This is a genomic window from Myxococcales bacterium, assembly GCA_016720545.1.
Taxonomy (GTDB): domain Bacteria; phylum Myxococcota_A; class Polyangia; order Polyangiales; family Polyangiaceae; genus JAAFHV01.
In genome coordinates, this window is sequence record JADKKK010000007.1 from 123,447 (window position 1) to 147,550 (window position 24,104).

The 24,104-nt window shown below is 73.7% G+C and carries 23 protein-coding genes; 12 read left to right on the forward strand and 11 right to left on the reverse strand.

The genetic code is table 11. The features are described 5' to 3' along the window. Positions 1–317: 317 nt before the first annotated feature. A complete protein-coding gene (locus IPQ09_16290; GenBank protein MBL0195751.1) occupies positions 318–839 on the forward strand; it encodes a hypothetical protein in 522 nt (173 codons plus the stop codon). Beyond that, on the forward strand, positions 836–2,152 hold the full coding sequence (locus IPQ09_16295) for a hypothetical protein (GenBank protein MBL0195752.1): 1,317 nt from the start codon (positions 836–838) through the stop codon (positions 2,150–2,152). Before IPQ09_16290 ends, IPQ09_16295 begins: the two co-directional genes overlap by 4 nt. A 16-nt stretch (positions 2,153–2,168) precedes the next feature. Here IPQ09_16295 and IPQ09_16300 read toward each other — a convergent pair whose 3' ends face one another. The 5 genes from IPQ09_16300 to IPQ09_16320 all read right to left on the reverse strand — a co-directional run bounded on the left by IPQ09_16300 (position 2,169) and on the right by IPQ09_16320 (position 6,820). Further along, a complete protein-coding gene (locus tag IPQ09_16300; GenBank protein MBL0195753.1) occupies positions 2,169–2,942 on the reverse strand; it encodes a hypothetical protein in 774 nt (257 codons plus the stop codon). Continuing rightward, a complete protein-coding gene (locus IPQ09_16305) occupies positions 2,939–3,544 on the reverse strand; it encodes a sigma-70 family RNA polymerase sigma factor (protein MBL0195754.1) in 606 nt (201 codons plus the stop codon). Before IPQ09_16305 ends, IPQ09_16300 begins: the two co-directional genes overlap by 4 nt. Before the next feature lie 62 nt (positions 3,545–3,606). After that, the gene (locus IPQ09_16310) at positions 3,607–4,788 is read right to left on the reverse strand and encodes a hypothetical protein (protein ID MBL0195755.1); all 1,182 of its coding nucleotides are present in this window, start codon (positions 4,786–4,788) and stop codon (positions 3,607–3,609) included. A gap of 74 nt (positions 4,789–4,862) precedes the next feature. Further along, on the reverse strand, positions 4,863–6,278 hold the full coding sequence (locus IPQ09_16315) for a hypothetical protein (GenBank protein ID MBL0195756.1): 1,416 nt from the start codon (positions 6,276–6,278) through the stop codon (positions 4,863–4,865). A gap of 104 nt (positions 6,279–6,382) precedes the next feature. Further along, positions 6,383–6,820: a hypothetical protein gene (locus tag IPQ09_16320; protein ID MBL0195757.1), complete on the reverse strand. Its 438-nt coding sequence runs from the start codon at positions 6,818–6,820 to the stop codon at positions 6,383–6,385. 303 nt (positions 6,821–7,123) lie between these two features. Between IPQ09_16320 and IPQ09_16325 the strand changes: the two genes are divergently transcribed. Together IPQ09_16325 and IPQ09_16330 are read left to right on the forward strand one after the other, a co-directional pair. Further along, positions 7,124–9,328 (forward strand): enoyl-CoA hydratase/isomerase family protein, encoded by a 2,205-nt coding sequence (locus IPQ09_16325; GenBank protein ID MBL0195758.1) that lies wholly within the window; start codon positions 7,124–7,126, stop codon positions 9,326–9,328. A gap of 85 nt (positions 9,329–9,413) precedes the next feature. Beyond that, a complete protein-coding gene (locus IPQ09_16330) occupies positions 9,414–9,839 on the forward strand; it encodes a CBS domain-containing protein (GenBank protein ID MBL0195759.1) in 426 nt (141 codons plus the stop codon). Positions 9,840–9,855: 16 nt separating this feature from the next. On the opposite strand, the gene IPQ09_16335 is transcribed toward IPQ09_16330, so the two are convergent. Both IPQ09_16335 and IPQ09_16340 read right to left on the reverse strand, forming a co-directional pair. Beyond that, on the reverse strand, positions 9,856–11,472 hold the full coding sequence (locus IPQ09_16335; GenBank protein ID MBL0195760.1) for a hypothetical protein: 1,617 nt from the start codon (positions 11,470–11,472) through the stop codon (positions 9,856–9,858). Between the two features lie 128 nt (positions 11,473–11,600). After that, positions 11,601–12,335 (reverse strand): glycosyltransferase family 2 protein, encoded by a 735-nt coding sequence (locus IPQ09_16340; GenBank protein MBL0195761.1) that lies wholly within the window; start codon positions 12,333–12,335, stop codon positions 11,601–11,603. A gap of 127 nt (positions 12,336–12,462) precedes the next feature. On the opposite strand from IPQ09_16340, the gene IPQ09_16345 reads away from it, so the two are divergent. From IPQ09_16345 to pstB, 5 genes are read left to right on the forward strand one after another with little or no spacing between them, the layout of a single operon-like run. Then, positions 12,463–13,158, forward strand: a complete 696-nt coding sequence (locus IPQ09_16345) for a response regulator transcription factor (GenBank protein ID MBL0195762.1) — start codon at positions 12,463–12,465, stop codon at positions 13,156–13,158. 44 nt (positions 13,159–13,202) lie between these two features. Next, positions 13,203–14,558, forward strand: coding sequence for a PAS domain-containing protein (locus IPQ09_16350; GenBank protein MBL0195763.1), 1,356 nt, complete (start codon positions 13,203–13,205; stop codon positions 14,556–14,558). Positions 14,559–14,587: 29 nt separating this feature from the next. Beyond that, positions 14,588–15,535: a phosphate ABC transporter permease subunit PstC gene (gene pstC / locus IPQ09_16355; protein MBL0195764.1), complete on the forward strand. Its 948-nt coding sequence runs from the start codon at positions 14,588–14,590 to the stop codon at positions 15,533–15,535. Continuing rightward, a complete protein-coding gene (locus IPQ09_16360; GenBank protein MBL0195765.1) occupies positions 15,532–16,422 on the forward strand; it encodes an ABC transporter permease subunit in 891 nt (296 codons plus the stop codon). Before pstC ends, IPQ09_16360 begins: the two co-directional genes overlap by 4 nt. Further along, entirely contained in the window at positions 16,419–17,207 is a 789-nt protein-coding gene (gene pstB / locus IPQ09_16365; protein ID MBL0195766.1) for a phosphate ABC transporter ATP-binding protein, read from the forward strand. Before IPQ09_16360 ends, pstB begins: the two co-directional genes overlap by 4 nt. Before the next feature lie 70 nt (positions 17,208–17,277). On the opposite strand, the gene IPQ09_16370 is transcribed toward pstB, so the two are convergent. Together IPQ09_16370 and IPQ09_16375 are read right to left on the reverse strand one after the other, a co-directional pair. Beyond that, on the reverse strand, positions 17,278–19,302 hold the full coding sequence (locus IPQ09_16370; protein MBL0195767.1) for a hypothetical protein: 2,025 nt from the start codon (positions 19,300–19,302) through the stop codon (positions 17,278–17,280). 82 nt (positions 19,303–19,384) lie between these two features. After that, entirely contained in the window at positions 19,385–19,834 is a 450-nt protein-coding gene (locus IPQ09_16375) for a hypothetical protein (GenBank protein ID MBL0195768.1), read from the reverse strand. Between the two features lie 61 nt (positions 19,835–19,895). Between IPQ09_16375 and IPQ09_16380 the strand changes: the two genes are divergently transcribed. Then, positions 19,896–20,633: a hypothetical protein gene (locus tag IPQ09_16380; GenBank protein ID MBL0195769.1), complete on the forward strand. Its 738-nt coding sequence runs from the start codon at positions 19,896–19,898 to the stop codon at positions 20,631–20,633. Positions 20,634–20,677: 44 nt separating this feature from the next. Here IPQ09_16380 and IPQ09_16385 read toward each other — a convergent pair whose 3' ends face one another. Together IPQ09_16385 and IPQ09_16390 are read right to left on the reverse strand one after the other, a co-directional pair. Further along, entirely contained in the window at positions 20,678–21,316 is a 639-nt protein-coding gene (locus IPQ09_16385) for a metallophosphoesterase family protein (protein MBL0195770.1), read from the reverse strand. Next, on the reverse strand, positions 21,313–22,077 hold the full coding sequence (locus IPQ09_16390; protein MBL0195771.1) for a hypothetical protein: 765 nt from the start codon (positions 22,075–22,077) through the stop codon (positions 21,313–21,315). Before IPQ09_16390 ends, IPQ09_16385 begins: the two co-directional genes overlap by 4 nt. 94 nt (positions 22,078–22,171) lie before the next feature. Here IPQ09_16390 and phoU point away from each other — a divergent pair, with 94 nt between their 5' ends. Then, positions 22,172–22,957: a phosphate signaling complex protein PhoU gene (phoU, locus tag IPQ09_16395; GenBank protein ID MBL0195772.1), complete on the forward strand. Its 786-nt coding sequence runs from the start codon at positions 22,172–22,174 to the stop codon at positions 22,955–22,957. Between the two features lie 275 nt (positions 22,958–23,232). Further along, on the forward strand, positions 23,233–24,102 hold the full coding sequence (locus tag IPQ09_16400) for a hypothetical protein (protein ID MBL0195773.1): 870 nt from the start codon (positions 23,233–23,235) through the stop codon (positions 24,100–24,102). Positions 24,103–24,104: the final 2 nt, after the last annotated feature.

A 24,104-nucleotide genomic window follows, 5' to 3' on the forward strand; every position in this document is an offset into this window, starting at 1 on the left:
CGCGTGGCGAAGAGCGTGAGGCTCTTGAAGGCCAGGCGCTGCTTGGTAGGGGTCTGCCCCGAGGTACCGGCCGCGTGGGTGACGGGCGTCTGGGAGCCGCTGGGGTTCATGCTCACCTCCGCGTCGCGACCCGTGCCGCGCGTCGCGCCCCGCGCGCGCGCAATCGTTCACGCTGCTCGTCGCTCGGAGGGTGGGTGGCGGTAGGGCGGGCCCGTTATGAGGGGCGTGCACTTTTTTGTTTGGCTCGCGTTCGGACGGCGGAGGCGTGCTCCGCGCGTGGGTCCGCTGCTACCCTCCGCGCCTCGCTCGGAGGACTCTTGCACCAAGCTCGTGTCGACCAACTGCACCGAATCGCCCAACGGATCGCCCACGACGAGGCCGGGGCGGACCGCGAGCTGGCGGGCCTGCTCGACGACGTGGGCGACGACGCGGATCCGCGCGCGGTGCTGCTCTATGTCTTCGGCGCGGCCCTCGCGCGTCGCCTGTCGCCCGCGACCGAGCGTCGCGCGGGCCTCTACCTCGAGCAGTTCGAGGTGCCGCAGATCCACCTGTTCCAGCTCCTCGTGACGTCGCTGCCGCTCGTCGGGCTCGCGACGTCGCTGTCGAACACGCTGCTCGCCCGGGCCTGCCTAGGCGACCCCTCGCCGACGGTGATCGACGTCGGCGTCGGCTCGGGGCGGCAGCTCGTCACGCTCATCGAGGCGCTCGGGGCGGCCTCGCCGGCCGGCCTCGCGGCGCCACCCTCCCTCACGATCCTCGGGGTGGAGCCGGCCGGCGCGGCCCTCTCGGAGGCGGGGCGGAGCGTCGCGGAGGCGGCGGGCGCGCGGGTGTCGCGGTGACGTTCCACGCCTTCGAAGGGGCCGCCGAGTCCCTCACGGCGAGCGACTGGCGCCGCATGCGCGCGCTCTGCCCGAGCCCGCCGGTCATCAACGCTTCGTTCGCCCTCCACCACGTGGCGGATCTCGACGGCCGCGACGTGCGCGACGACGTGCTGCGCCGCCTGCGGTGGCTCGGCCCGCGTCTGCTCGTCTTGAGCGAGCCCAACCTGCACAGCCACGAGCGCGACTTCTACACCCGATTCTGCTTGTGTTTCAGCCACTTCGAGGTGGTCTTCGCCGCCATCGACGCCCTGCCCGTGCAGGACCGCGACAAGAACGCGCTGAAGGTCTGCTTCTTCGGGCGCGAGATCGTCGACATGCTCGGGCGCCCCGAGGGCCGCAGGACCGAGCGGCACGAGAGCACGGCGTCGTGGCTCCGGCGTCTCGAGGCGAGCGGGTGGGAGGCGCGGTTCGACGCGAGCGTCCCGATGCCCGCGGAGGGCGGCGTGGAGGTTCGCGCGCGGGACACCCACGCGTCGATCGAGTTTGGCGGCGAGCCCATCATCTCGGTGCTCTGCGCGGCGCCCCGCGACGGGGAGGCGCTCCGTGAGGCCGACGAGGCGGCGCTCTCCCGGGCGCCGGGCCGGCGCGAGACGGACGAGCCTCGGCACGCGGGCGACGGCGCGTTCGACGCGCGGGCCTACCTCGCCACGTTGCGCGCGGTGGCCATGGCCGACGAGGTGCTGCACGAGCGCGAGCGAGGATTCATCGAGGAGCAGGCGCACCTGCTCGGCGTGCCGCTCGATCTCTCGACGGCCACGCGAGAGCACCGAGCGGCCCTCGAGCCTGCGCTGGCGCACTCGGCCACGCTCTCCCGCCGCACCCGCGTGGCGATCGTGCGGGACCTCATCTTCCTCGCGCGGATCGACGGCGACTACTCCGCGGACGAGCGAGCGCTCATCGCGTCGATCGCCGCGCGCCTTGGGCTCGCCGGGGAGCTCGACGGGCTCGAGCGCCAGGCCGAGCTGCCCGCCGAGACCCTCGGCATGCCCTCGTGGTTCCGCGAGCAGTGGTTCCTCGGCTCGCGCTGCCCCGGGGGGGGGGGGTGGGGGGGCGGGGGGCGGGGCCCGGGGGGGGGGGGGGGGGGGGGGGGGGGGGGGGGGGAGGGGGGGGGGGGGGGGGGGGGGGGGGGCGGGGGGGGGGGGGGGGGGCCGGGGGGGGGGGGGGGGGGGGGGGGGGGGGGCCGGGGGGGGGGGGCGGGGGGGGGGGGGGGGGGGGGGGGCCGCGGCGGGGGGGGGGGAGTCGATCGCATCGACAGCCGAAATGCGTCCTGAGTTCGAGCTCTTTGACTCAGCGACCCACGAGCGCGTCGAGGCGCCGCTGGTGGGTCGAGCCCGGGAAGGTCTTCGCGAACCGCTCGGCCCGCGCGCGCGCCTCCCCGCCGCGGCCGAGCTTGACGAGGGCCTCGATCGCGATGGCCTCGCGCTCCTGGGTCAGGGCCCCGCGCGGGAAGCGCCGCGCGTGCTCGCTCGCTCGGGCGAGGGCCGCGCTCGGATCACCCCGGAGGCCGTCTTGCGCGGCCCGCAGCAGGGCGGCCTCGGCCGCGAGATCGTCGACGCTGGCGCTCGACCGAGGGACCACGGGTGAGGGGTGCGCGCTGGGCGCGGGCGCGGGCGCGCTTGGCCCCACGTCGAGCGGCACGAGCGGCACGAGCGGCACGAGCGCGCTTGGAGTCGCAGGCGCGGGCGCGCGCGCGGAAACCAAGACGACGCTCGGGGCCGGGGCCGCGGGGAGCGACGGGCCGCTGGGGCGCGTGACGGCGATGGCCGCGCTCCCCGCGAGCGCCAGCGCCGCGATCCCGACCGCCGCCTTCAAGGAGACCAGGCCCTTCGCGACGACGAGGCCCCCAGAAACGCCGCCGGCCCCCGCTGCCCCCGGGGGCGTCGGAGGTGTCGGAGGTGTCGGAGGCGTCGGAGGCGTCGGAGGCGGCAACATCAGCGGCAGAATCCGGGCCTCCAGCGCGGCGGCGCGCGCGGCGTCGGGGACCTCGGCGCGCGCCGAGGCGAGGGCCTTCTTCAAGAAGTCCGAGCCCTCGTCCCGCAAGCGAATGGGATCGTCGGTCACGGGCGCCGTCCTTCCTTCGGTGCGAGCCCTTCGGCGGCGGCGAGCTCCGTCGCGCGCTCTTGCACCCGCCTCCGCGCGGCGTGGAGCCGCGAGTACGCGGTCTGGAGCGGGCACTCGAGGGCGAGCGCCACCTCGGCCATCGTCAGCTCCTCGATTTCGTAGAGCACGAACACCGCGCGCTTGTCGTCGTCGAGCTCGGCGAGCAGGCGGTCCAGCAGATCGCGGGCCTCGGCCTCGGTCGCGTACTCGTGCGGCCCCTTGCCGGTGACGCCCTCGGGGACCTCGTCGGTCAGCACCTCGCGGCGCCGCGGCGCCCGCTTGCGGTAGTCGGAGGCGCTCCGCACGCAGATTCCGTAGATCCACGTGCGTAGCTGGGAGCGGCCCTCGAACTCCGCGAGCTTGCGCATGACCACCACGAAGACCTCCTGACACACGTCGTCGATGTCGCCCTCCGCGACCCCCAGCCGCCGGAGCGCGCGGAACACGAACGGGAGGTGCTCGCGGAACACCGTCGCCACGTCGAGCGGGGCGCCCCGCGGATCCTGAAGCGGATCCTGGACCGGATCGGGGAGCGGATCGGGGAGCGTGGCGGCGGCCTGCACAGGGGTCTCTCTTGCGGGGATCGAGCGGACTCCCAGTGAGTGGAGGGCCGCGTCCGCGATTATTAGGGAAATCGGAGACCGAGCCCCAGGTCGAGCGCGCCGGTCACCGGTGACTGGCGAAAAACCTCGTAGTCTTCGCCACTTGGCAAAGAAATGCGGAACGAGTCGCGGAGCAGCGGGACGAGGCCGAGGGCCCCCGCGCGCAGCGTGAGCGGGCCCACGAGGCGGACGGAGAGCCCGAAGCTCGCGCCGCCGGCCAGCGTCGGTCGGGCCTCGTTCACCGCGCGCGGGAGCCCCGACGGGCGCGCGAGCAGGAGGCCGAGCTCGCCCTCGACGCACGCCGTGAGGAACAGCCGCCCGGTCTCGTGGGCGAGCGGGCAGAGCGCGCTCCCGAGGCTCGCGTGGGCGAAAGAGACCTCGGCCGACTCCGCGCCGCTCTTCCCCGGCGCCGCGGCGCTGCTCTGCGGGAACAGGAACGCGGCCCGCACCTGGAGGCCAGGGAACCCGCGCGGCACGAGGACGCCGAAGGCCGAGGCCCCGACCCCCACGCCCCCCACGCCAGGCACGACCCCGAGGGCGAGCCGCCCTCCGAGGCCTCCCTCCACGCGCACGGCGGGCTCCGAGGGCCGAGCGGGTGTAGGCGGCGGAGGGATCGAGGGCGCGGCGGGCGGCGCGGTCGAGCTCGCGGGCGCCGACGGGGGTGGCGTGGCCGAGCCGCTGGGCGGCGCCGAAGACGACGCGGAGGCGGACGCCTTGCCCGCGGGGGCGAGCGCGGCGTCCGGATCGATCATCACCGCGATGATGAGCACGAGGGACTCGGTCAGCGCCTCGCACCGAGGCTCCACCCGATCGAGCGTACGGGTGCCGAGCGCCCTACCCTCGGCGTCGCGGAGCAAGATCGTCGCCGAAAAACCCTGTCCTTTTCGTTCGATACGCCCCTCTACCGAGACGTCCGCATCGGCCGGCGAGACGAAGACGGTGCGGCCGAGACGCTCCTCCACCGCGCGGGCGAGGGGCTGCGTGGCGACGCACCCCTCCGCGCCACCGAGGCGAAGCCAGCCGAGGGTCGAGGTGCGTTTCGTAGGGTCGGGCCCGCTGGGTGGGCCGTCTGCCGCGGCCACGACCGGCGCGAGGGTCGCCGCGACCGCGAGCGCGAGCACGCCGGCGCGCGCGCGCGCGTCGCGAGGCGAGGGCGGGCGGGGGCGCGGCCGGGGGCGCGTGCGTTGGGGCGCGAGGGCGGGCAAGGCGAGCGGAGTCTACGCGGGTCGCGCCCGCGGGGAAGCCTCGCGGGGAGGGGACGGTCTCTTCGAATTGGGCGCTACCAGGCGCGCGCCAGGGCCGCGCGGGGCGCGCGTGGGTCGAGCACCACGACCTCGCCTCGGCGCTGCACGCCCAGGTCGGCGAGGGCCGCCTCGTAGTCGAAGCGCGTGGGCCGCGCGCCGTGCGCGAGGAGCAGCTCGTTCAGCACGGTCGCGCCGGTCGCCGCGTCACCGATCGCGAAGACCCGCTCGAGCGGCCAGGTGGCGGCGTTGGTCCCGCCGTCGGCGACGATCGCCGCCAGCGCGTCGAACAACGTCTTCTTCCCGGCGGTGCGGACTCGGAGCGTGTAGTCCGCGACAAAGTAGAACAGGGCCCCTCCCCAGTAGACGCGGCCCCAGGTGCGCGTGAGGTCGAGCCCCTCGTCGCCCGCCTGCGGTTGGCCGAAGTGGAAGCCGCGCACGAGGCCCGACCACGCCTCCTCCCTGGTGATGAGCCCGGCGCGCGCGCGCGCGAACGGCTCGACGTAGGTGGCCATGCCCTCCTCGGCCCAGTCGCGCGCGACGGGCTGCGAGGGGCACGCGAAGTGGAGCATCTCGTGGGTGAGGACCCAGTCTCGTTCGAGCGCCGACCGCGGGGTGTCGCGGCCCACGCGGAGCACGATCGACGAGCCTGCCATCGAGAAGCCGACCTCCACGTCGTCGCCCGGGACGGGCAACACGAGGAGCGCCGCGTGGCGCGCGGGGAAGACCCCGAGCGCGGCTCGCACGGCGCGTGCGCTGCGCTCCACCCAGGCGACGAGATCCGCGCGCGGCGGCGCGGGCGCGCCGCGGGGCAGCGCGAGCGTGAGCTCCGTGTCCTCCGCGCGCACGGGGACGACGTCGAGCTCACCGAAGGCCGAGTACGGGGCGCGGCGCAAATGGGCGAGGGTCGCGCTCCGTCGCTCGCCGCCGGGATCGGGCGCCAGGCCGGACACGAACGTCGCCGGCGCCCGGGCGCGAACTGTGTAGAGTGCACTCGTGTCCTCGGGGGCGCCGACGGGCGCGAGCAACCAGCTCGAGGCGGGCGCGATGACCGTGGCGCCGGCGGTGTAGGCGACGTCGAGATCTCGGAGCGCGCGGCCCGCCTCGCCGACGGCATAGCCGTACCGCACCCCACAGCCTCCCGCGCACTCCACCGCGACGCGGCCGTCGGCGCGCGCATGCACCGCGCCCGCCTCGCCCGCCGGCACGACCAGTCCCTGCAGCCACCGCTCCGCGCCGGGCTCGACGGCCAGCAAGCCCGTCCCGGGGGGGAAGCGGGCGTCCACCGTGAGTCGCATCGTCGCCGGGTCGTACGTGACGTCGTAGGTGATCGTCCTCGGCCCCGACGCGGGGGGCGCGCCCCGGGCAGCGGGGACCGCGGGCGCGGGCCCGGCGCCGCGCGGGCTCGCGGGCGCGCACGTCGCGAGCGCGGCGACCGACGCGACCCCAGCCACGATGCGCCTCAGGCCACGACGAACGAAGGGAGCCACCCGATCATCATCGGGGAGTGGCTCCCTTCGTCAACCTCATGCGGAGCGCGCGTCAAGCGCGGCGGCGCTCAGGTGTACTTGTCGATCATCTTGCCGAGGCGCGGCGCGGCGGCCTCGACGTTCTTCTTCGCGGTCCCGCGGAGCTTCTCGTAGGCGCCTTTGGCGATCGTGTTCTTGGCGCGGGTAGCCTTCGCGTCGGTGATTTGGAGGAGCGCGTCGGCGACCTTGCCGGAGTGCGCGGAGAAGTGCTCGTGGGCCGTGCGGCTCGCGCCCTTCGCGTCCTGGAAGAGCGGGTCGAGGACTCGCGCGAACTCGGGGAGGAGGTCCTCGACCGCGTGCTCGACGAAGCCCGGCTTGATACCCTTCACCGCGCTGAAGCCCGCCTTGATCGCGAGCCCGGAGATCCCGCTCTTGTCCTTCACCTCTGCGTCGATGAGCTCGCAGCAGTCTTTGATCACTTGGCTCTTCTTGGCTTCGTTCGTGAGTACTTCCGAGAGCGTGGGCATCGTGCACCTGTCGAGGAGGGCGGCCGGGGCCCGCCGTTGGGCTCCCGGAAGGCGCGCTTCGCCGCACACCCTGTTGTGCCCCCCTAACACACTTTATCCTATCGCGCACGTGAGTCCGGGCGGCGCCCTAACATTGTCGAAATGTTTCGTGATTTTCGCTACCTGGTCGCGAACCGCCACGTGAGCCGAAGGCCCGGGCCGGAGGCGCGGTGTCGCCATGCAGGTTGACGCGACGCGCTAGGGTGGCGATAGTCGCGGCATGATGCCGCCGACCTCTCCACCCGTGGCGCGCCGCCGGTGAGGCTGGGCGGCCCCGTGGCGGCGGACCCAGGTGGTGATGCGGGCCGCACGCCGAAGGCGTCGGTGGCGGTGCGCGACGACCACGTGGCGGTCGTCACGCTCGACGATCCCGCGCGCCCGCTGAACGTGCTGGGCCCCGAGCTGGGCGACGACCTCGCGACGGCCCTGCGGGCGCTCCGCGACGACTCGAGCGTGCTCGGCATCGTGGTCCGCAGCGGAAAGCCGGGCTCGTTCGTGGCCGGGGCCGACATCGGGCACCTCCGCGCCGTGCGGGTCGCGGCCGAGGCGCGCGATCTCGCCCTGGAGCTCGCCCGGCGGCTCGCCGAGCTCACCACCGGGCACCCGGTCGTGGTGGCGGTCCACGGAGCGGCGCTCGGCGGCGGCTTCGAGCTCGCCCTCGCGGCGCGCGCCGTGGTGGCCACGCGCGATCCCCGCACGTGCTTTGGCCTGCCTGAGGTGAAGCTCGGCCTCCTCCCGTTCTCGAACGGCCTCCAGCGCCTGGCCGACCGCGCCGGGCTCGAGCGCGCTCTCGACCTCGGGCTCAGCGGGCGCACGGTTAGCGCCGAAGAGGCCCTGCGGCTCGGGCTCATCGACGAGGTCTGCTCGGAGGAGGCCCTCCTCGCCACCGCCGTCGCGCGGGCCCTCACCCTCGCCCGCGACAAGCGCGGGCCGCGCCGGAGGCTCCCGCGCGCCACCCCAGGAGAGGCCCTCCGCACCCTTCTGCTCGAGCGAAACGCGATCGGTACCCGTGTGCTGTTCGCGAAGGCGCGCGCCGACCTCCACGCCAAGACCCGCGGCCTCTATCCCGCGCCGGAGCGCATCGTCGACGTGCTCGAGCGCCACTCGCGCAAGGGGTTCGAGGCGTCCGGGGCGCTCGAGGCCCAGGCCTTCGGCGAGCTCGTCGTGGGCGACGTGGCCAAGCAGCTCATGACGCTCTTCTTCGCGACGACGGCGCTGAAGAAGGAGACCGGCCTCGACCCACGCGCCCGCCCGAGCGCCCCCGCGCCGGCCGAGGCGCCGGCCGAGGTCGCCGTGGTGGGCGCGGGCGTCATGGGCGCGGGCATCGGCTACGTGAGCGCGCTCGCTGGGCTCCACGTGACGCTGAGCGATCTCGACAGCGCGGCGCTCTCGGGGGCGCGTCGCCACATCCGGTCGCTGCTCGACACGTGGGCGGCCCGCGGTCGCATCGCGCTCGCGGAGCCCGCGCGGATCCTCGCGCGCGTGGAAGGTGGGGTCGGGTACGAGGGGCTCGGTCGCTGCGGGCTCGTCGTCGAGGCGGTCTTCGAGGACCTCGAGCTGAAGCGCCGCGTCGTGCGCGAGATCGAGGCTGCGAGCCCTGGCTGCGTGATCGGTTCCTGCACCTCGTCCGTGCCGATCACCCGTATCGCGGAGGGCGCGGCGCGCCCGGAGCGGGTCGTGGGGATGCACTACGCGCACCCCGTGCATCGCATGCCGCTGCTCGAGGTCGTCCGTGGCGAGCGCACCGGCGATCCCGCGATCGCGGCCGCCGTGGCCCTCGGCAAACGCCAGGGCAAGACGGTCATCGTCGTCCAAGACGGCACGGGCTTCTTCACGACCCGCACGCTCACGCCGTACCTGAACGAGGCGGCCTACCTGCTCGCCGAGGGTGTCGCCATCGACGCCATCGACGCGGCGCTGGTGGCGTGGGGCTTCCCGGTGGGGCCGCTGCGGCTGCTCGACGAGATCGGCCTCGACGTGTGCGCTCGCGTGGCGACCCGCACCGCCGCGGCCTACGGCGATCGCATGCGCGCCCCGGCGGGGCTCGAGCGTCTGGTCGCGCGAGGTCGGCTCGGACGGAAGAGCGGCCTCGGGTTCTACTCGTACACCGGCCGAACGCCTGGAAAGTATGTAGATCCCACTATTTACGAGGTCATCGGGGTGGAGCCGAGCAAGCGCCTCGCGGCCGAAGAGGTGCAGATGCGCTGCGCGCTCCCCCTCGTGAACGAGGCCGTCCGCTGTTTGGAAGAGGGGGTCCTCCGCTCGGCACGCGATGGCGACGTGGGCGCCGTGCTCGGGCTCGGCTTCCCCGCCCTCCGCGGCGGCCCCTTCCGCTACGTGGACACGCTCGGAGCGGTCGAGCTGCTTCGCCGCCTGCGTGGGTACGAGGCGCGTTTCGGCGAGCGCTTCAAGCCCGCCACGTTGCTGCGCGAGCACGCGGAAGAGCGCCGGCTGTTCCACGCCGATTGACGCCCCCAGCGGCTGTGCTCTGCTTCTGTCGCGCCGCGCGACACCTGCGCCGGGCGAGCCCATGACCCGACACGAGGAGCAAGCCATGCACCGTCACCACCGCCAGGTCGACGAGCTGATGATCACCGACGTCCTCTCCGTCCGCGAGGGGGAGCCCATCGCCAAGGCCATGCACGTCATGGCGACGGCGCGGGTGCACCACCTCCCCGTGGTCGATGGTCGCTACCACCTGGTCGGGCTGGTCTCCGATCGCGACCTGCTGAACGCGCTCGCGGGTGACAAGAACCGCACCGATCCGGTGGGCGCGGTGATGCAGACGCCCGTGAAGTCCGTGCGGGCTACCACCCACGCCCACACGGCGGCGCGAACGATGCTCGACTCGGGCATCCACTCGCTGCCGGTGGTCGCCGAAGACGGGGCCCTCGTGGGCATGATCACCGCGAGCGACTTCCTCGCGGTCGCCGAGGAGGCGCTCCGCGGCATCGAGGTCGCCAAGGAGCGCCTCGAGTAGGCGAGGCGCGCGGGTCTCAGCGCGGCGCGTGGGCGAGCATGCGGGCGGCGCGCGTGCGCAGGATACCTGGGAGGTCCGCGTCGTGGGCCATGCGGGCGAGCTCCTCGCGGGCCGCGACCCCGCCAAGGTGACCTGCGAAGCGCCCGGCGTCGAGCGGGGTCTGTCCGCACAGGCCACCGAACACGAAGCGCTCGGTCGCGGTGAGGGGCCGCCCAGAGCGCGTGAGCCGGATCGCCCCGCGAGCGATCGGCAGCGCGGTCGGTCCGGGGGCGCGCGGCGGCATGAAGCCGGGCGGGGTCCCGGCGTCGAGCGGGGTCCCGGCGTCGGCGACGGGCGTGGCGGCGCCGACGAACGCCTTGTACGAGGGTGAGCCGCGCAGAATGATGCGCTGCGAGTCGCTCACGGTGATCGTGTCTCCCCAAAGCGTGGGGAACATGAGGTTGTTTTTGTCGGGGCAGCGGTCGATGCTCGACGGTCGCTGTGGATCGAGGATCCCGACACAGGAGGGCGTGTCGTCGAGCGGATCGACGAAGTCGCGGCTGAACTCGGTCGTGTGGGCGAGCCCGATGAAGTGCCCAAACTCGTGGAGCAAGGCGAGGCCGTCGAGGTCGGCGGGCGTCTCCGGCGTGATGGCGAGCACCACGCCGCTCATGGACGTGCCCGTGCGCGTGGCCGCTCCCGGAATGCCGGGGGCGATGCCCCAGACGCCGTCGCCGAGGTCGAGGTCGTTGGTGAACAGCACGTGGAGCGCCTGCCCCCCGTCGGCCACGCCACTCGACGCGCCGAACGCGCGCGCGAGGGCGCTCTCGTTGGCGATGCGGAGGAAGGCTGCGTCGACGTCGTGGAAGGTCACGTCGCCCCGGATGACGCCGAAGCCGGCCTCGAGCCCTTGAAACAACGGGGACAGGCGCGCCTCGACGGCCCGATCCGTGGCCGCGGTCGCGGCGCTGACGACGTGCGAGGACGTGGGGTCGTCGATGCGCAGCCCCTTGGGCAGGTAGACGTGGAGATCGGCGGCGCCCCCTCGGAACGTGCCGTCCCCGGAGATCTGAACGCGCGCCGACACACGCAGGGCGCGGCCGGTGGGGCCGGTCACCTGCACGGTCCACGCGCCAGGCTCGACCGGGGCCGCGGACGCGAGGCGGTTCTGGGGCACCGACGCGGCGGCGATGCCTTGGTCGCCCTCGCTCGTCTCGAAGGAGGCTCCGATGACCCGGTGGTCGCGGAGGACCACCTCGCCCGATGGGCTGGTGAGGGTCCGAATGCCGACCACGTCGTTCGCCTCGCCGCGCACCACGACGTTGAAGCCGAGCGCGTTGGGCGGCACCGCGAGCGTGACGGTCTGGCCGGACTCGACGGGGTCGAACAGGATTTCGGGCGCTTGCGTCACGGGCGGCAGCGGCGGCCGCGGCGGAGCCGGCGGGAGAGCGGCGTCGAGCCCCGGCCGACCCGCGTCGCGCGGCGGCGGCGGCGGCGGCACGACCACGCCGGAGTCGACCTCGGCCGGGGGCGGATCGGTCACCAGGCCCCCGCAGGCCGGCACGGTCAGCGAGGCCAGCGCGGCGAACCCGAGGAGCACGGGCGACGCGAAGAGCGCCAGCGGCCGGGTGAGTCGACGGGGGATACGGGGCATCAGCGTTCCTTCGGGTGAGTGAGCGGTGTGAGTAAGCAAAAGATGTGCCGACCTGCTCAGGCGTGGATTCGGCGTCCGCTCGCGCGTGGAGGGCAGAGGTGGGGCGCCTCCGTCAGCGCACGCACGGGTCACCGTCGGCGGGGCTCCCGGCCGCGGCGCCGCCAGAGGGCGCGGCCAACCAGCCAGGCGATCGCGGGGAGGTGGCGCCACCGGAGCTTGCTGGTCTCGTCGGCGTAGCTCGCCTCGACGGGCACCTCCGCCACCCGGAGCCCGCGAACCGCGAGCTGCCCCAGGAGGTCGTTGGGATACCCGAAGCCGGGCCAGAGTGTGTCAAGGTCGAGGGCCGCGCACGCCTCGCCGGAGAGCGCGGTGTACCCACACTGGCTGTCGTGGATGGGGAGGCCCGTCGCGGCGGCGGTGAGCCGCGAGAACACGAGCGAGCCCAGGTAGCGATCGCGCGGCATCTGGGCGATCGAGGGGCGCGCGAAGCGGTTTCCCTTCACGTAGTCGGCGGCGTCGGCGGCGATCGGCGCCACCAGGGCGGGCAGGTCGGAGGGGCTCATTTGCCCGTCGCCCGCCATGACCACGAGGGCGACGCGGTCGCCCGGGTGCAGGGCCGCGCCCTCGCGGTAGCCGGTCACGATCGCCGCGCCGACGCCGCGGTTCGAGGGGTGACAAAGCAGTCGCACGCGCCCGTCGAGCGCCGCCACCTCGCGCGCCACGCGGCGGGTGCCGTCGCGGCTCGCGTCGTCGACCACGAGCGCGGAGTCGACCCACGCGGGCAGGCCCGCGAGCACCGCGCGGAGGTGCCGCTCCTCGTCGTAGGCCGGCACGACGACGACCACGCGGATCCCTTCGAACATCCCAACGCTGCTATCGAACGGCGCGGGCGCCGCGTCAACCGCTACGACCGCGAGGCGCGTGCGCGTCGTCGCGCTCATGACACCCATTCGTCACAGCCCACGCCCCTCGACGGCCTAGACTGCGCGCATGGCGAAGATCCTTGTCATCGAAGACGAGGCGGACATCCAGCAGGTCCTCGAGTACAACCTGCGCGACCGGGGCCACAAGGTCGTGGTGGCGAGCCGGGGCGACGACGGGCTCCGCGCCGTGCGCGAGAAGAAGCCCGATCTCGTGCTCCTCGACCTCATGCTCCCCGACATGTCCGGCACCGAGGTCTGTCGTCAGATCAAGGCCGATCCGGCGCTCCGCGGGACGCAGGTCGTCATCCTCACGGCGAAGGGCGAGGAGATCGATCGCGTCGTCGGCTTCGAGCTCGGCGCCGACGACTACGTGGTCAAGCCGTTCAGCGTGCGCGAGCTGCTGCTCCGCATTCAGGCCATTCTCCGGCGCGGCACGCTCGAGCCCACGGCGGGCGCGGAGATCGTGTTCGGCACTCTGAAGATCGACCGCGACGCGCACCGCGTGTGGTCCGCGGGCGACGAGCTCGAGCTCACCGCGCTCGAGTTCAAGCTGCTCGTCACGCTGTACGACCGCAAGAACCGCGTGCAGAGCCGCGCCACGCTGCTGAGCGACGTCTGGGGGATCGAGGCCGACATCACCACGCGCACGGTGGACACCCACGTGAAGCGGCTGCGCGAGAAGCTAGGCGCGTCGGGCGACTACATCGAGACCGTGCGCGGCGTGGGCTATCGCTTCGCGTCGACGCCCGACGACGCGAGCTAGGCGCCTTGCGCGGCGGCGTTCGCGGGCGGTTGTTTCCCCTGTCGTTGGCGCTCTTTGCGCTGTTCGGCGCGACGACGCTCGCGCTCACCTCGAGGCTCACGGGCGGCGCGGCGCTCGCGGCGCTGTTCGGCGCGGCGGTGTGCGCGGCGCTGGTCTCGGAGGCCTCGGCGCGGGCGGCGCTGTCGCTCGTGCGCCCGCTGACCGAGGCGGCGCGTCGCATTCAAGAGGGAGACCTCAGCGCGCGGACCCTCGGCGTCCACGAGCAAGAAGAGTCCCGCGAGCTCGGTCAAGCGCTCGACCAGCTCGCCAGCAACCTCGCGCGCACCCTCGGTGAGCTGCGCGAGGAGCGCGACCTCCTGAGCGGCGTGCTCGAGGGCATGCAAGAGGGCGTGATGTTGCTCGACGGGGCGGGGGACGTGGCGCTCATGAACCCTGCGTTTCGCGAGATGCTGCTCGTGCGCAGCGACATGGTGGGCGTGCCGCTCCTCGAGGTCGTGCGGCACGCCGAGCTGAAGGAGCTGTTCGACCGCGCGCGCAAGCTTAGGTCTGCGTGCTCGGGCGAGGTCGAGGTGGGCGGCATCAAGCCGCGGCGGCTCCTCGTGCGCGCCTCGTCGTTCGAGGGCGAGGGCGGCGGCGTGCTCGCCGTGTTCTTCGACGTCACCGAGATCCGTCGACTCGAGTCGCTGCGTCGCGACTTCGTGGCGAACGTCTCCCACGAGCTGCGCACGCCCGTGACGGCGGTGCTCTCGGCGGCGGAGACCCTCCGCATCGCGCAGCGAAGAGACCCCGAGGCCGCCGAGCAGTTCCTCTCGATCATCGAGCGCAACGGCGAGCGGCTCCAGCGCCTCATCGAGGATTTGCTCGATCTCTCGCGCATCGAGTCGCGCGAGCTCAAGCTCAAGCCCGAGCTGCTCGCGTTTCGCGCCTTCGCTCAACACGTCGCGACGCTCTTCAAGGAGCGCGCGCAGAAGAAGGACATGCGCGTGCTGGTCGACGTCGCCGACGGCGTCGAGGTCTACGCCGACCGCCGCGCCCTCGAGCAGGTCGTGACGAACCTCGTCGACAACGCGGTCAAGTACTGCCCGGAGGGTTCGTCGGTCACGATCGGCGCCACGCTGGAGGGTCCCCTCGCGCGCCTCACGGTGAGCGATACGGGCCCGGGCGTGGAGGCGCAGCACCTGCCGCGCCTCTTCGAGCGGTTCTACCGGGTCGACCCGGGGCGCTCGCGCGACGTGGGCGGCACCGGGCTCGGGCTCGCGATCGTGAAGCACCTCTCGGAGGCCATGGATGGCGGCGTGAAGGTGCAGAGCTCGCCGGGCCGCGGAATGTGCTTCACGGTGAGCCTCCCCGCGCAGAAGATCACGCCGCGCGAGCGCCCCTCGAACCGGGCGCTGCCGTGAGCGCCAAACGCGAGCGAGGGGAGCGAGGCGTGAGCCGGCCCGTCGAGCGCGTCACGCGCGGCGTCGCGGTGTCGCTGCGTGGCCTCGCGCAGGCCGCGTGCGTCCTGCTCGTGGCCACGGTGGCCGGGATGGTCGTGGCGCTCGCGCTCGGCGCGCGGGGGGCCCTCTCGTCCGAGGGGCTCCGGTTCGTCTCGACGTCCACGTGGGACCCGGCCGCGGGCAGCTTCGGCGCGCTCACCGTGCTAGCGGACACGTGGCTCACGTCGGCCCTCGCGCTCGCCCTCGCCGTCCCGGGCGGCTTCCTCGTCGCCCTCTACGTGACCGAGTTCGCGCCGCCGAGGGCGCGAGGGCCGCTCGCGTCGCTGGTCGAGGTGCTCGCGGCCGTGCCCGGGGTCGTCTACGGCCTCTGGGGGATCGCGGTCCTCGTCCCGTTCGTGCGCGAGGCCCTCGCGCGCCCCGTCCACCACGACCCGCGCGCGGGCTTCGGCGTGCTCTCCGCGGCGCTCGTGCTCGCCCTCATGGCCCTCCCCACGATCACGGCCGTCATGCGCGACGTGATCTCCGCCGTGCCCGCGTCGCTGCGCGAGGCGGGGCTCGCGCTTGGAGGTACGAGGTGGGAGGTGGTGCGGTATGTCGTGCTGCCCCACGCGCGCGCGGGCCTGTTCGCGGCGGTGATGCTCGGGCTCGGCCGCGCGCTCGGCGAGACGATGGCGGTCTCGATGGTGATCGGCGGCAGCGTGCGCTCTGCGTCGTCGCTCCTCACGCCCGCGCACACCGCGGCCAGCCTGCTCCTCGCGGAGCTCGGGGGCGCGGAGGGCGCGCACGCCTCCGCCCTGAGCGAGCTTGGGCTCGTGCTGCTCGTGACCACCGTGGCCTTCAATCTCGGCGCCCACGGCGTCGTCCGGCGCACGCTCCGCCGCCGCTCGGCGGGGCTCTCGACCGGTCCCTCCGAGGGCGAGCTCGGCGAGGCGCCATGAGCCTCGCCACGCCCAGCCCCTCCACCGCCGCGCGCGCGCGCCCGGAGATCCCCCGCGGGCCCCTGGCTGCGCTGGACGGCGCCCGCTCCGAGCGCACCCTCGGCTCGCGCCGCGCGAGCGAAGCCCTCGTGCGCGGGCTCGCCACGGTGGCGACCGTGATCACGGTCGTGGCGCTCGGCGAGGTCCTGTTCTCCGTGATCGCTCACGGGCTCCGCGGGCTCGCGCACGCACGGGGCGGCGCGGGGCTGCTTCGCGCGGCCCTCGGGACGGCCGAGGTCGTGGGCGTGGCGTGCGCGGCGGCGCTCCCCGTGGGGTTCTTCGCAGGCGTGCACCTCGCCGAGGCGCGCACCGGCCGTCTCGTCGCCGCCGCGCGCGTCGCGGCCGACGGGCTCGCGGCCATCCCGTCGGTCGTGTTCGCCGCCTTCGCCGCGGTGGTCGTCGCGGGCACCGGCGCGCGCCCGTCGTCGCTCCTCGGCAGCGCCGTGCTCGCGCTGGTGATGGTGCCCACGGTGGCGCGCGCCACCGAGGTCGCCGTCCGCAGCGTCCCCGAGCGCGTGCGTGAGGCGGCGCTCGCGCTCGGCGCGACCCGGTTCCAGGTCATCGCGCGCGTGGTGCTCCCGAGCGCGGCCCGGGGCATCGCGACCGGCGCGCTCGTCGCGATCGGGCGTGCTGCCGGGGAGACCGCGCCGCTCTTGCTCCTCGGCGCGAGCGCTCGCGTCGAGGCGCTCTCCGTGGCGGTGTACACGGCCTCGACCGAGCCCGACCCCGCCGTCGCCAGCGCGCGCGCCTGGAGCGCCGCCCTCGCGCTCGTGGCGGTGGTCCTGACGTTTCACGTCGTCGCGCGCCTCGTCTCCCCGTCTCGTCCTAGCCGCGAGGAGCGCCCATGAGCCGCTCGAGCGCGCCGCCGCCGAAGCCCCGGCCCGCGAAGATGGAGGCCGTCGCGCTCGGCGCGGCGTTCCGCGAGGCCGTCGCGCTGAAGCGCGTGACGATGCCGGTCGTCGAGAACCGCGTCACCGCCGTGATCGGGCCCTCGGGCTGCGGCAAGTCCACGTTCATCCGGTGCCTGAACCGCATGCACGAGGTGGTCCCCGGGGCCACGCGCACGGGCGAGGTGCTGCTCGACGGCGAGAGCATCTACGGGCCCGAGGTCGACCCCGTGAGTGTGCGGCGTCGGGTCGGGATGGTGTTCCAAAAACCCAATCCTTTCCCGGACATGTCCGTGCGCGACAACGTGCTCTCCGGCCTGCGCCTGAACGGCATCCGGCCCGCCAACGCCGACTCGGTGGTCGAGGCGGCGCTCAGCCAGGCGGCGCTCTGGTCGGAGATGAAGGACGGGCTCGGGAGGACCGCTGGCGGCCTCTCCGGCGGGCAGCAGCAGAGGCTCTGTATCGCGCGGTGTCTCGCCCTGGAGCCGGAGGTGATCCTCATGGACGAGCCGTGCTCGTCGCTCGATCCGATCGCCACCGCGCGCATCGAGGAGCTCATTCACGAGCTCAGCGACCGGTACACCATCGTGATCGTGACCCACTCGATGCAGCAGGCGGCGCGCGTGTCCGACTACACGGCGTTCTTCTACCTGGGTGAGGTGGTCGAGTACGGCCTGGCCGACGTCCTCTTCACGCGGCCCGAAGATCCGCGCACCGAGGAGTACATCACCGGTCGCTTCGGCTGAGGCGCGCTCATCGCGCTCATCGCGCTCATCGCGCTCATCGCGCTCATCGCGCTCATCGCGCTCATCGCGCTCATCGCGTTTGTGCGCGCTCCGGAGGCTCCGACTCCTCGACCTCTTGGTCGTCGGCCAGGCCGCTCGAGGGAGGGGGCTCCTCCGCGACCACGACGCGCGCCCCGCGACGGGGCAGCTCGGCGTGCAGCGCAGGCGCGACCCGCGCGAGGAAGCCGCCGCGGGGCTCCTCGCCGACCTCGAGCTCGACGCGCTCGCGCTCTCCTTCCGGGAGCCTGTCGCCGGCGTGGACGCGCAGCGCGTCGCAGAGGAGCTCCTCGTGCATCGAGAGGAAGAGGTCGACGGGGCGCGAGCGGGCGAGCTCTGCGGCCTCGTCGAGGCGCCCGGTGGCGGCTAGGCCTACGAGCCGCACGCGGAACGTGTCGCGCGCGAGGAACGGGTAGTCGGCGTGCAGCGCGCGGACGCGGTCGAGCTCCTCCTCTGCGCGGGCGACGCGGCCCTCCGCGGCGAGCGCCGCCGCGAGCTCCCCGTAGAGCTGCGGGAGCAGCACGGGCCTCGCTAGCGTCCTCGAGGTCTCGCTGACGTGCACGCCACGAATGCCCGCCTCGGCCTGGGCGGCGGCCTCGCGCGGATCGCCCGTCGCGTTGGCGATCGCGGCGAGCTCGCGGTGCGCCTGGGGCGCCACCAGGAGCCCTTTGTCGCGAACCAGCGGCGCGAGCACCGCGCGCGCCTCCTCGTGGAGCCCGCGGAGACGCAGCTCGCCGGCCGCGCTGAGGTCCGCGACCCGGCGCTTGCTGCGCAGGTACCGATAAGCGATGACGCCCACGAGCCCGGCGAGGACCGGGAGCGCGACCGTGAGCGGGAGGATCGGCGCCGGCTCGATCGGTGCCGGCTCGAGCGCCGGTCCGCGCGCGCGGACGAGCACGAGGAGCGCGGAGAACCCGAGGAGGAGCAACCCCGCGACCGCGAGGAGCCGCGCACGACGCGAGCGCGGCTTTGGCGCGCCCTTCTCTGCGCGTGCGATCACGTCCGGGTCGAGGCGAGCGGGGGCGGGTTGGGGCGCGCCGAGCGTTGCCGTGTTCGCGTAGGCCGCCGCGTCCGGCGCGAGCCGCGCCACCCACGAGGCCTGTTCGCTGAGCGGCTCTTCGTCGCGTTTGCCCGGCTCCCGGTAGACGCTCACCCTTCGGGCCGCCACCATGCGCGCGAGGGCCCTCGCCACCATGCGCTCGCGCGGGCCGGTGGCACCGAACAGGAGCGCACGCTCGTCGCGGAGCACACGAGAGAGCGACTCGAGATCACGCTCCCGCGCGAACAAGAGCGCCTCGGCGAGCGCGGCCCTCGCCACGAACGAACCCTGCCGAAACGAGGACCCTCGAAGCTTCGCAACATCAGACAAAGAATCGTCTTTTTTGCCAAGGGCCGCCCGCGCAACGGCGCGCAGAGAGAGGGCGCTCCCCCGGTGCAGCTCACCCAACATTCCCAGCCGCGCGCCCTCCCGCGCGGCCTCCGTGGCGAACGCCTCGGCGGCCTCGAGGTCGCCCTCGTAGAGCGCGAGCGCGGCCCGCTGCGAGTCGACCACCTGGCCGAGGTGCGAGAAGTGTCGGGGCGGAGCCACCGCGTCGAGCAGCGCGCGCGCCTCGTCGAAACGCCCGCGCGCCGCGCGGTCGAGCGCGGCCATCGCGAGCGACTGCCCCACCGTCTCCCGCCGCCCCCGCACGGTGAGCGCGCAGAGCGCGGCGAACGCGACGGACACGAGGCTGAGCTCGGGGACGCCCAGGACGAAGGCGCCGACGGCGGTGATCGGGGCCAGCGCCCCGAGGGCGAGGCGCGCGGGCCGCGCGTTGTCCGGCGGCGGCGGCGGCAGCTCGAAGCCGGCGGGCGCGACGGGCTCCATCGGGTGCCCGGACGCGATGCTGAGGCAGGGCATCGGCGACGCCTGGGGCGCTCCGGTGGGTGGGCGCGGTGTCACCGGCGCTCGGAGAGTCGCGTCCACGAGCAGGCGCCTCCGGGCCACGATCGCGTCGCGGTCCTCGCGGTCCTCGGCCGTGGCAGGCGTCGGGGCGTCGTTCGTCTTGTCGTCGCTCATGAGCGCACCGCCCGTCGGGCGCGGGCCGCGACGCCAACGAGGTGGCGTGCGGCGACGGTCGCGGCGTGATTCGGGGTACTGTTCACTCGGTGCGCTCCACCATGCGGCAGGCCACGGCGGAGTGGTCGATGGCCGCGACCACTCCGCGCGCGAAGGTGAGCCGGTAACGCACCTCCGGTCCCGTGTACGGTCCGCCGACGTACGTCCACACGTCGCGCTCGCAGCTGGACGGTGCGCCGAGCGCCGCGCTGACCCGAGCCTTCGACCACCCTCGCTGCACGCGGGCGAAGGCCTGCGAGCCCTCGTTGAAGGACCACCGCTTCGCGCGCCCTCCGCAGGGGCCCTCCGCGGACGTGGGGGCTTCGGAGGTCACCGTCGCGACGGACGCGGTCGCCGGAGCGCCCGAAGAGGCCAGAGCGCCCGAAGAGGCCGGAGCGCCCGAAGAGGCCGGAGCGCCCGCCGCCCCGGCCGTGCCCTCGAGGCGCGCGGGCGCGGCGCAGCCAAGCAGGAGGAGGCAGGGACCGAGCCGCATCCGTCGATTGTACGCTCCCGGCCGCTGCTTGCGCGCGGGCGCGAAGTGATACCTTCGGGCCATGCAGGTCGATCGCGCGAGCTTTCTCGCCCTCACCGCCGCGCTCTTCGCCGCCTGCGGTCCGACGGCGCCGCCGGTCGCGGCCGACTCGGTCACGGTGCCGGAGCTCCCTCCGCCGCCCGTCGCGCCCGTCGCGCCCGTCGCGCTCGACGCGGGTGTGCCCGAGCGCCCCGTCGCGCCCGAGCCGCCACAGCCACAGCCAGCGTCCGCGGCGAGCGATACGGGCGACGAGGCCCCGTACGAGCCCGGGAGTGGTGCGACGCCGCCGCTCGCGAGCAGCCTCCACCCGCAAGCCTGCGCCACCGCCGGAAACGCGGTCGGCGCGTGGCCAGGCTGCGCCCTCTCGCGGCCGCCGGGCCCGACCTGCGAGAGCTATCGCGACACCCTGAACGAGTGCCAGCGCTTCAAGCGGTGGCTCACGCCCCGCGCGGCCGCCCACGCCGCCGCGTGCCTCCAAGCGAAGAGCGGCAAGGCCGAGCTCTGCGAGTTCAACGCGGCGATGGCGTGCGCCGCGGAGTCCTTCGGCGTCGCGTGTCTCGACCCGACCCCGGCGATCGATCGCGAGTGCCGGGACGTCGCCGACCGCTGCGCCCGGGTGCCGCGTCGCTATCGGCACATGACGTTCGACGCGTGCCGAGCCGCCCTGAGCGCCATCGTGCCCGCGCGCCGGCGTGCGTTCGTGCACTGCGCCGCCGAGTCGTGTGCGCTGGTGCAGTGCGCATACGCCGCCGACCAGTAGGGGGTGCATTCTTTAGTGATTCTATGCCGTTACGCGGCTTCGGGCTACGGCCGCGGCGGCGCGGGCAACCACGGCTCGCCCGTCTCGCAGCACACGTGGCGCGTGCGCATCGCGCCCGCCGCGATCTCGAGCACGCCGAACACGATCGGCAGGTGGAAGCGCCGCGGCCCGATCGACCCCGGGTTGAACACGACCACGCCCGCGTCGCGCCCGACGAAGGGCACGTGCGAGTGCCCGCACACGAGCAGATCGGCGCCCTCGGCGCGCGCGAGGCGCGTCGCGTCGGCGCGGAGGCGAGGACCGTTCTGCCCGATGTGGAGCACGGCGAGCCGGAGCGCCACCGCGCCGGCCGCGTCGGTGAGGTCGAGGATGAGCTCGTCGGCCAGGTCGGGCGCCCGCTCGTCGATGTTGCCCCGCACGGCGTAGACGGGCGCGAGCGCGCCGAGGTCGTCGAGCACGCGGCGCGCGCCGATATCTCCCGCGTGCACGATAAGATCGGGGCCAACCGCGGCGATCCGTCGCGTGGCCTCGGCGTGCGGCTCGCTGTGCGTGTCGGCTACGACCACGAGCGTGAGGCCGCCGTCGGCGCGGAGAGGCACCTGGATCTGGCGGCGGAGGTTCCGCGTTCGCCCCCGCGGCGTGGAGGACGAGGAGCCTGCTCGTCGCGGGGGTCGGAGGGTCACTCGGTGGGCTTGGGCTCCTGGCACACCCCGCCGTTCGCCGCGCAGCACTCGGCCCCGTGCATCGCGTTCGTGCAGGTGGCCGAGCGCGTGCCGTCGCAGCACTTCACGCGGGCCGCGTCGTACGCGCGGAGCTTCGGGCCCAGCGCGGCGCACTTCTTCGAGCACTCCCCCAGGCGCTCCTTGGGGGCCCACACGCGCCCGTCGGTGGCGCACTGGGTCGCCTTCGGATCGGCCACCGCGGCCTCGGCGCAGGCGCGGAGCTGCCCCTTGAAGAGGTCGTCGGAGCGCTGGGCCCCGAACTTCTTGCACTCGTCCTCGCACTTCGCCTGCTCCGCGGGGGAGGCGCCTTCGGTGCACCGCTCGAGCTTCGCCGTCGCCTTGCAGTCGGCCAGCGCCGTCCGCAGCACGGACTCGTGCTCCGACATAGGCACGGCCGCGAGGGACGCCGCGACGGCCGAGCTCGTGGGCGCCGCGGTGGGAGCGGGCTGGGCGGCGCGGGCCGCCCGAGCTTGCGACTCGTCGACGTGCCGCTTGTTCAGGCGCTGGACCGAGGCGAGGTCTTCGTTGACCCAGATGCAGTCACCGCCCTTCGCCTTGCAGCTCGCCGCGCGTGCGTTGGCCTCTTTCAGCGCCTCTTCGCATCCGCCGGCCGTCGCGCACCGGGCCGTGATTTGCTGCGAGAAGCCGTCCTCGGGGATCGCAGGCCCGCAGGCCATCAGCCCCACCGTCACCCATGCACCCAGCGTCGCTCGGAGCGCCATGTCCACCTCCTGGCGGAATCTTCGCACGCGTGGCGTGGCGCGGAACAGCGACTTCGCGGTGCGGTCCAATTTCGACTACACCGTGCCCCGTCGAATGAGCCGGGCCCACACCGACCGCGAGTACGAAGGTGAGCTGCGAAAGATCCGCGAGCAGCTCCTCCTCATGGGCGCCAAGGTGGAGGACATGCTGCGCGACAGCATGCGCGCGCTCATCGAGCGCGACAGCGAGCTCGCCCAGCGCACCCTCGACACCGACCGCCAGATCAACCGCCTCGAGGTGGAGACCGACGAGCTCTGCTTGCGGGTGCTCGCGAGGCGGCAGCCCGTCGCCTCCGACCTGCGCTTCCTGACCATCGCCCTCAAGCTCGTGACCGACCTCGAGCGCATGGGCGACCTCGGCGTGAACATCTGCGAGCGCGTGCTCGAGCTCAACACGGAGCCCACGCTGAAGCCTTACGTCGACCTCGTGAACATGGCGGAGGCCGCGCAGGGAATGCTGCGCGACGCGCTCGACGCGTTCGTCGCCTCCGATGTGACGCGCGCGGAGTCCGTGATCGAGCGCGACGCCGCGGTCGACGCCTACTACGACTCTATCTTCCGGGATCTCCTCACCTACATGATGGAGAACCCGCGCAACATCTACCGCGCGACGCGGGTCCAATCGATCGCGAAGTACATCGAGCGCCTCGCCGACCACGCCACCAACATCGCCGAGATGGTGGTGTTCATGGTGCGCGGCAAGGACATCCGCCACGGGCGCCTCGCCGACCGGCGGGCGAGTCGAGCCTCCACGCCGCCACCATCCACGGTGAAGCGCGACGCCGCGGAGCGCGTCGCGACCGGCCCGGCGAGCGCACGGCCGCCTTCGAGCCGGCGCTGACGCTCGAAGCGATTCGGTCGCGCACGCTCGGATCGGGAGCTACACTCCGCGCAAGCGCTCCGCGATGGGCGCCGAACCACGCCGCGAGGCGTCCGCAATCGCGAGGAGAGACCCCCGATGAACCTCGAAGTGAGCCCCGAAGGGGCGAACGCAGGTCGAAGGCGAGCCGAAGGCGAGCCGAAGCCGAGGCGAGGGGTTGCCATGAACCTCGAAGTGAGCCCCGAAGGGGCGAACGCAGGTCGAAGGCGAGCCCGAGCCGAAGGCGAGGGGTTGCCATGAACTACAATCCGTACTCCGCGCCCGCGCAGCCCGGCGGGCCCTCGCCAGACGGCTTCGCCCAGGCCAGCGGCGCGCCGCAGCCTTGGGAACCGGGCGAGATCGTGAGCTCGGCGTGGGGCAAGTTTGGCCCCCACTGGGCGACGCTCGTGTTCTCGATGTTCCTCGCGGGCCTCATCGGTGGCATCCCGCGCGCGTTCCCCGCGGGGCTGGTCGCCAGCGGCGCCATGGACGTGCACAGCGACGAGTACCAGGCCGTGAACGGCGTCTGCGCGCTCATCGGCTTCATCGTGCAGATGCTCTTCCAGCCGGGCCTCATCAAGATCTGGCTCACCGCCGGCCGCGGCGGCACGCCTCAGTTCGGCGACATGTTCTCGTCGATGGGGCGCTTCCCGGCCATGCTCGCCGCGATGTTCCTCATGATGCTCGCGATCTACGCGGGCATGCTCTTCTTCCTCGTCCCGGGCGTCATCCTCGCCCTCGGGCTCGGCCTCGCGCAGTACTTCGTCGTCGACAAGAACATGGGCCCCATCCAGGCGCTGAAGGCGAGCTGGGAGGCGACCAACGGGCACAAGGTGAAGCTCTTCTTGCTCGGCCTCATCTCGGTCGGCATCCTCATCGTCGGCTGCGTCGCCTGCTACATCGGCATGTTCGTCGCGCTCCCCCTCGTGTCGCTGGCGTACGCCATCGTGTACCTCCGCCTCACCGGACAAGATCCCACCTACGGGGGCTTCTCGGGTGGCGGGTTCTCCGGCGGCTTCGGCGCGCCCGGCGGGCCTCCTCCGGCGGGCGGCTTCGGGGGTGGCTACGGCTCGCCAGGGGGTGGCTACGGCGGCCCGCCGCCCGGGGGCTACGGCGCGGGCTACTGAAC

Bases quoted from the DNA above. Each gene is read 5' to 3' on its own strand.
- IPQ09_16380 (MBL0195769.1), top strand. From the start codon at position 19,896: ATGCAGGTCGATCGCGCGAGCTTTCTCGCCCTCACCGCCGCGCTCTTC.
- IPQ09_16330 (MBL0195759.1), top strand. From the start codon at position 9,414: ATGCACCGTCACCACCGCCAGGTCGACGAGCTGATGATCACCGACGTC.
- IPQ09_16375 (MBL0195768.1), bottom strand. From the start codon at position 19,834: ATGCGGCTCGGTCCCTGCCTCCTCCTGCTTGGCTGCGCCGCGCCCGCG.
- IPQ09_16345 (MBL0195762.1), top strand. From the start codon at position 12,463: ATGGCGAAGATCCTTGTCATCGAAGACGAGGCGGACATCCAGCAGGTC.
- IPQ09_16320 (MBL0195757.1), bottom strand. From the start codon at position 6,820: ATGCCCACGCTCTCGGAAGTACTCACGAACGAAGCCAAGAAGAGCCAA.
- pstB (MBL0195766.1), top strand. From the start codon at position 16,419: ATGAGCCGCTCGAGCGCGCCGCCGCCGAAGCCCCGGCCCGCGAAGATG.
- IPQ09_16370 (MBL0195767.1), bottom strand. From the start codon at position 19,302: ATGAGCGACGACAAGACGAACGACGCCCCGACGCCTGCCACGGCCGAG.
- IPQ09_16400 (MBL0195773.1), top strand. From the start codon at position 23,233: ATGAACTACAATCCGTACTCCGCGCCCGCGCAGCCCGGCGGGCCCTCG.
- IPQ09_16335 (MBL0195760.1), bottom strand. From the start codon at position 11,472: ATGCCCCGTATCCCCCGTCGACTCACCCGGCCGCTGGCGCTCTTCGCG.
- IPQ09_16360 (MBL0195765.1), top strand. From the start codon at position 15,532: ATGAGCCTCGCCACGCCCAGCCCCTCCACCGCCGCGCGCGCGCGCCCG.
- IPQ09_16390 (MBL0195771.1), bottom strand. From the start codon at position 22,077: ATGGCGCTCCGAGCGACGCTGGGTGCATGGGTGACGGTGGGGCTGATG.
- IPQ09_16340 (MBL0195761.1), bottom strand. From the start codon at position 12,335: ATGTTCGAAGGGATCCGCGTGGTCGTCGTCGTGCCGGCCTACGACGAG.
- phoU (MBL0195772.1), top strand. From the start codon at position 22,172: ATGAGCCGGGCCCACACCGACCGCGAGTACGAAGGTGAGCTGCGAAAG.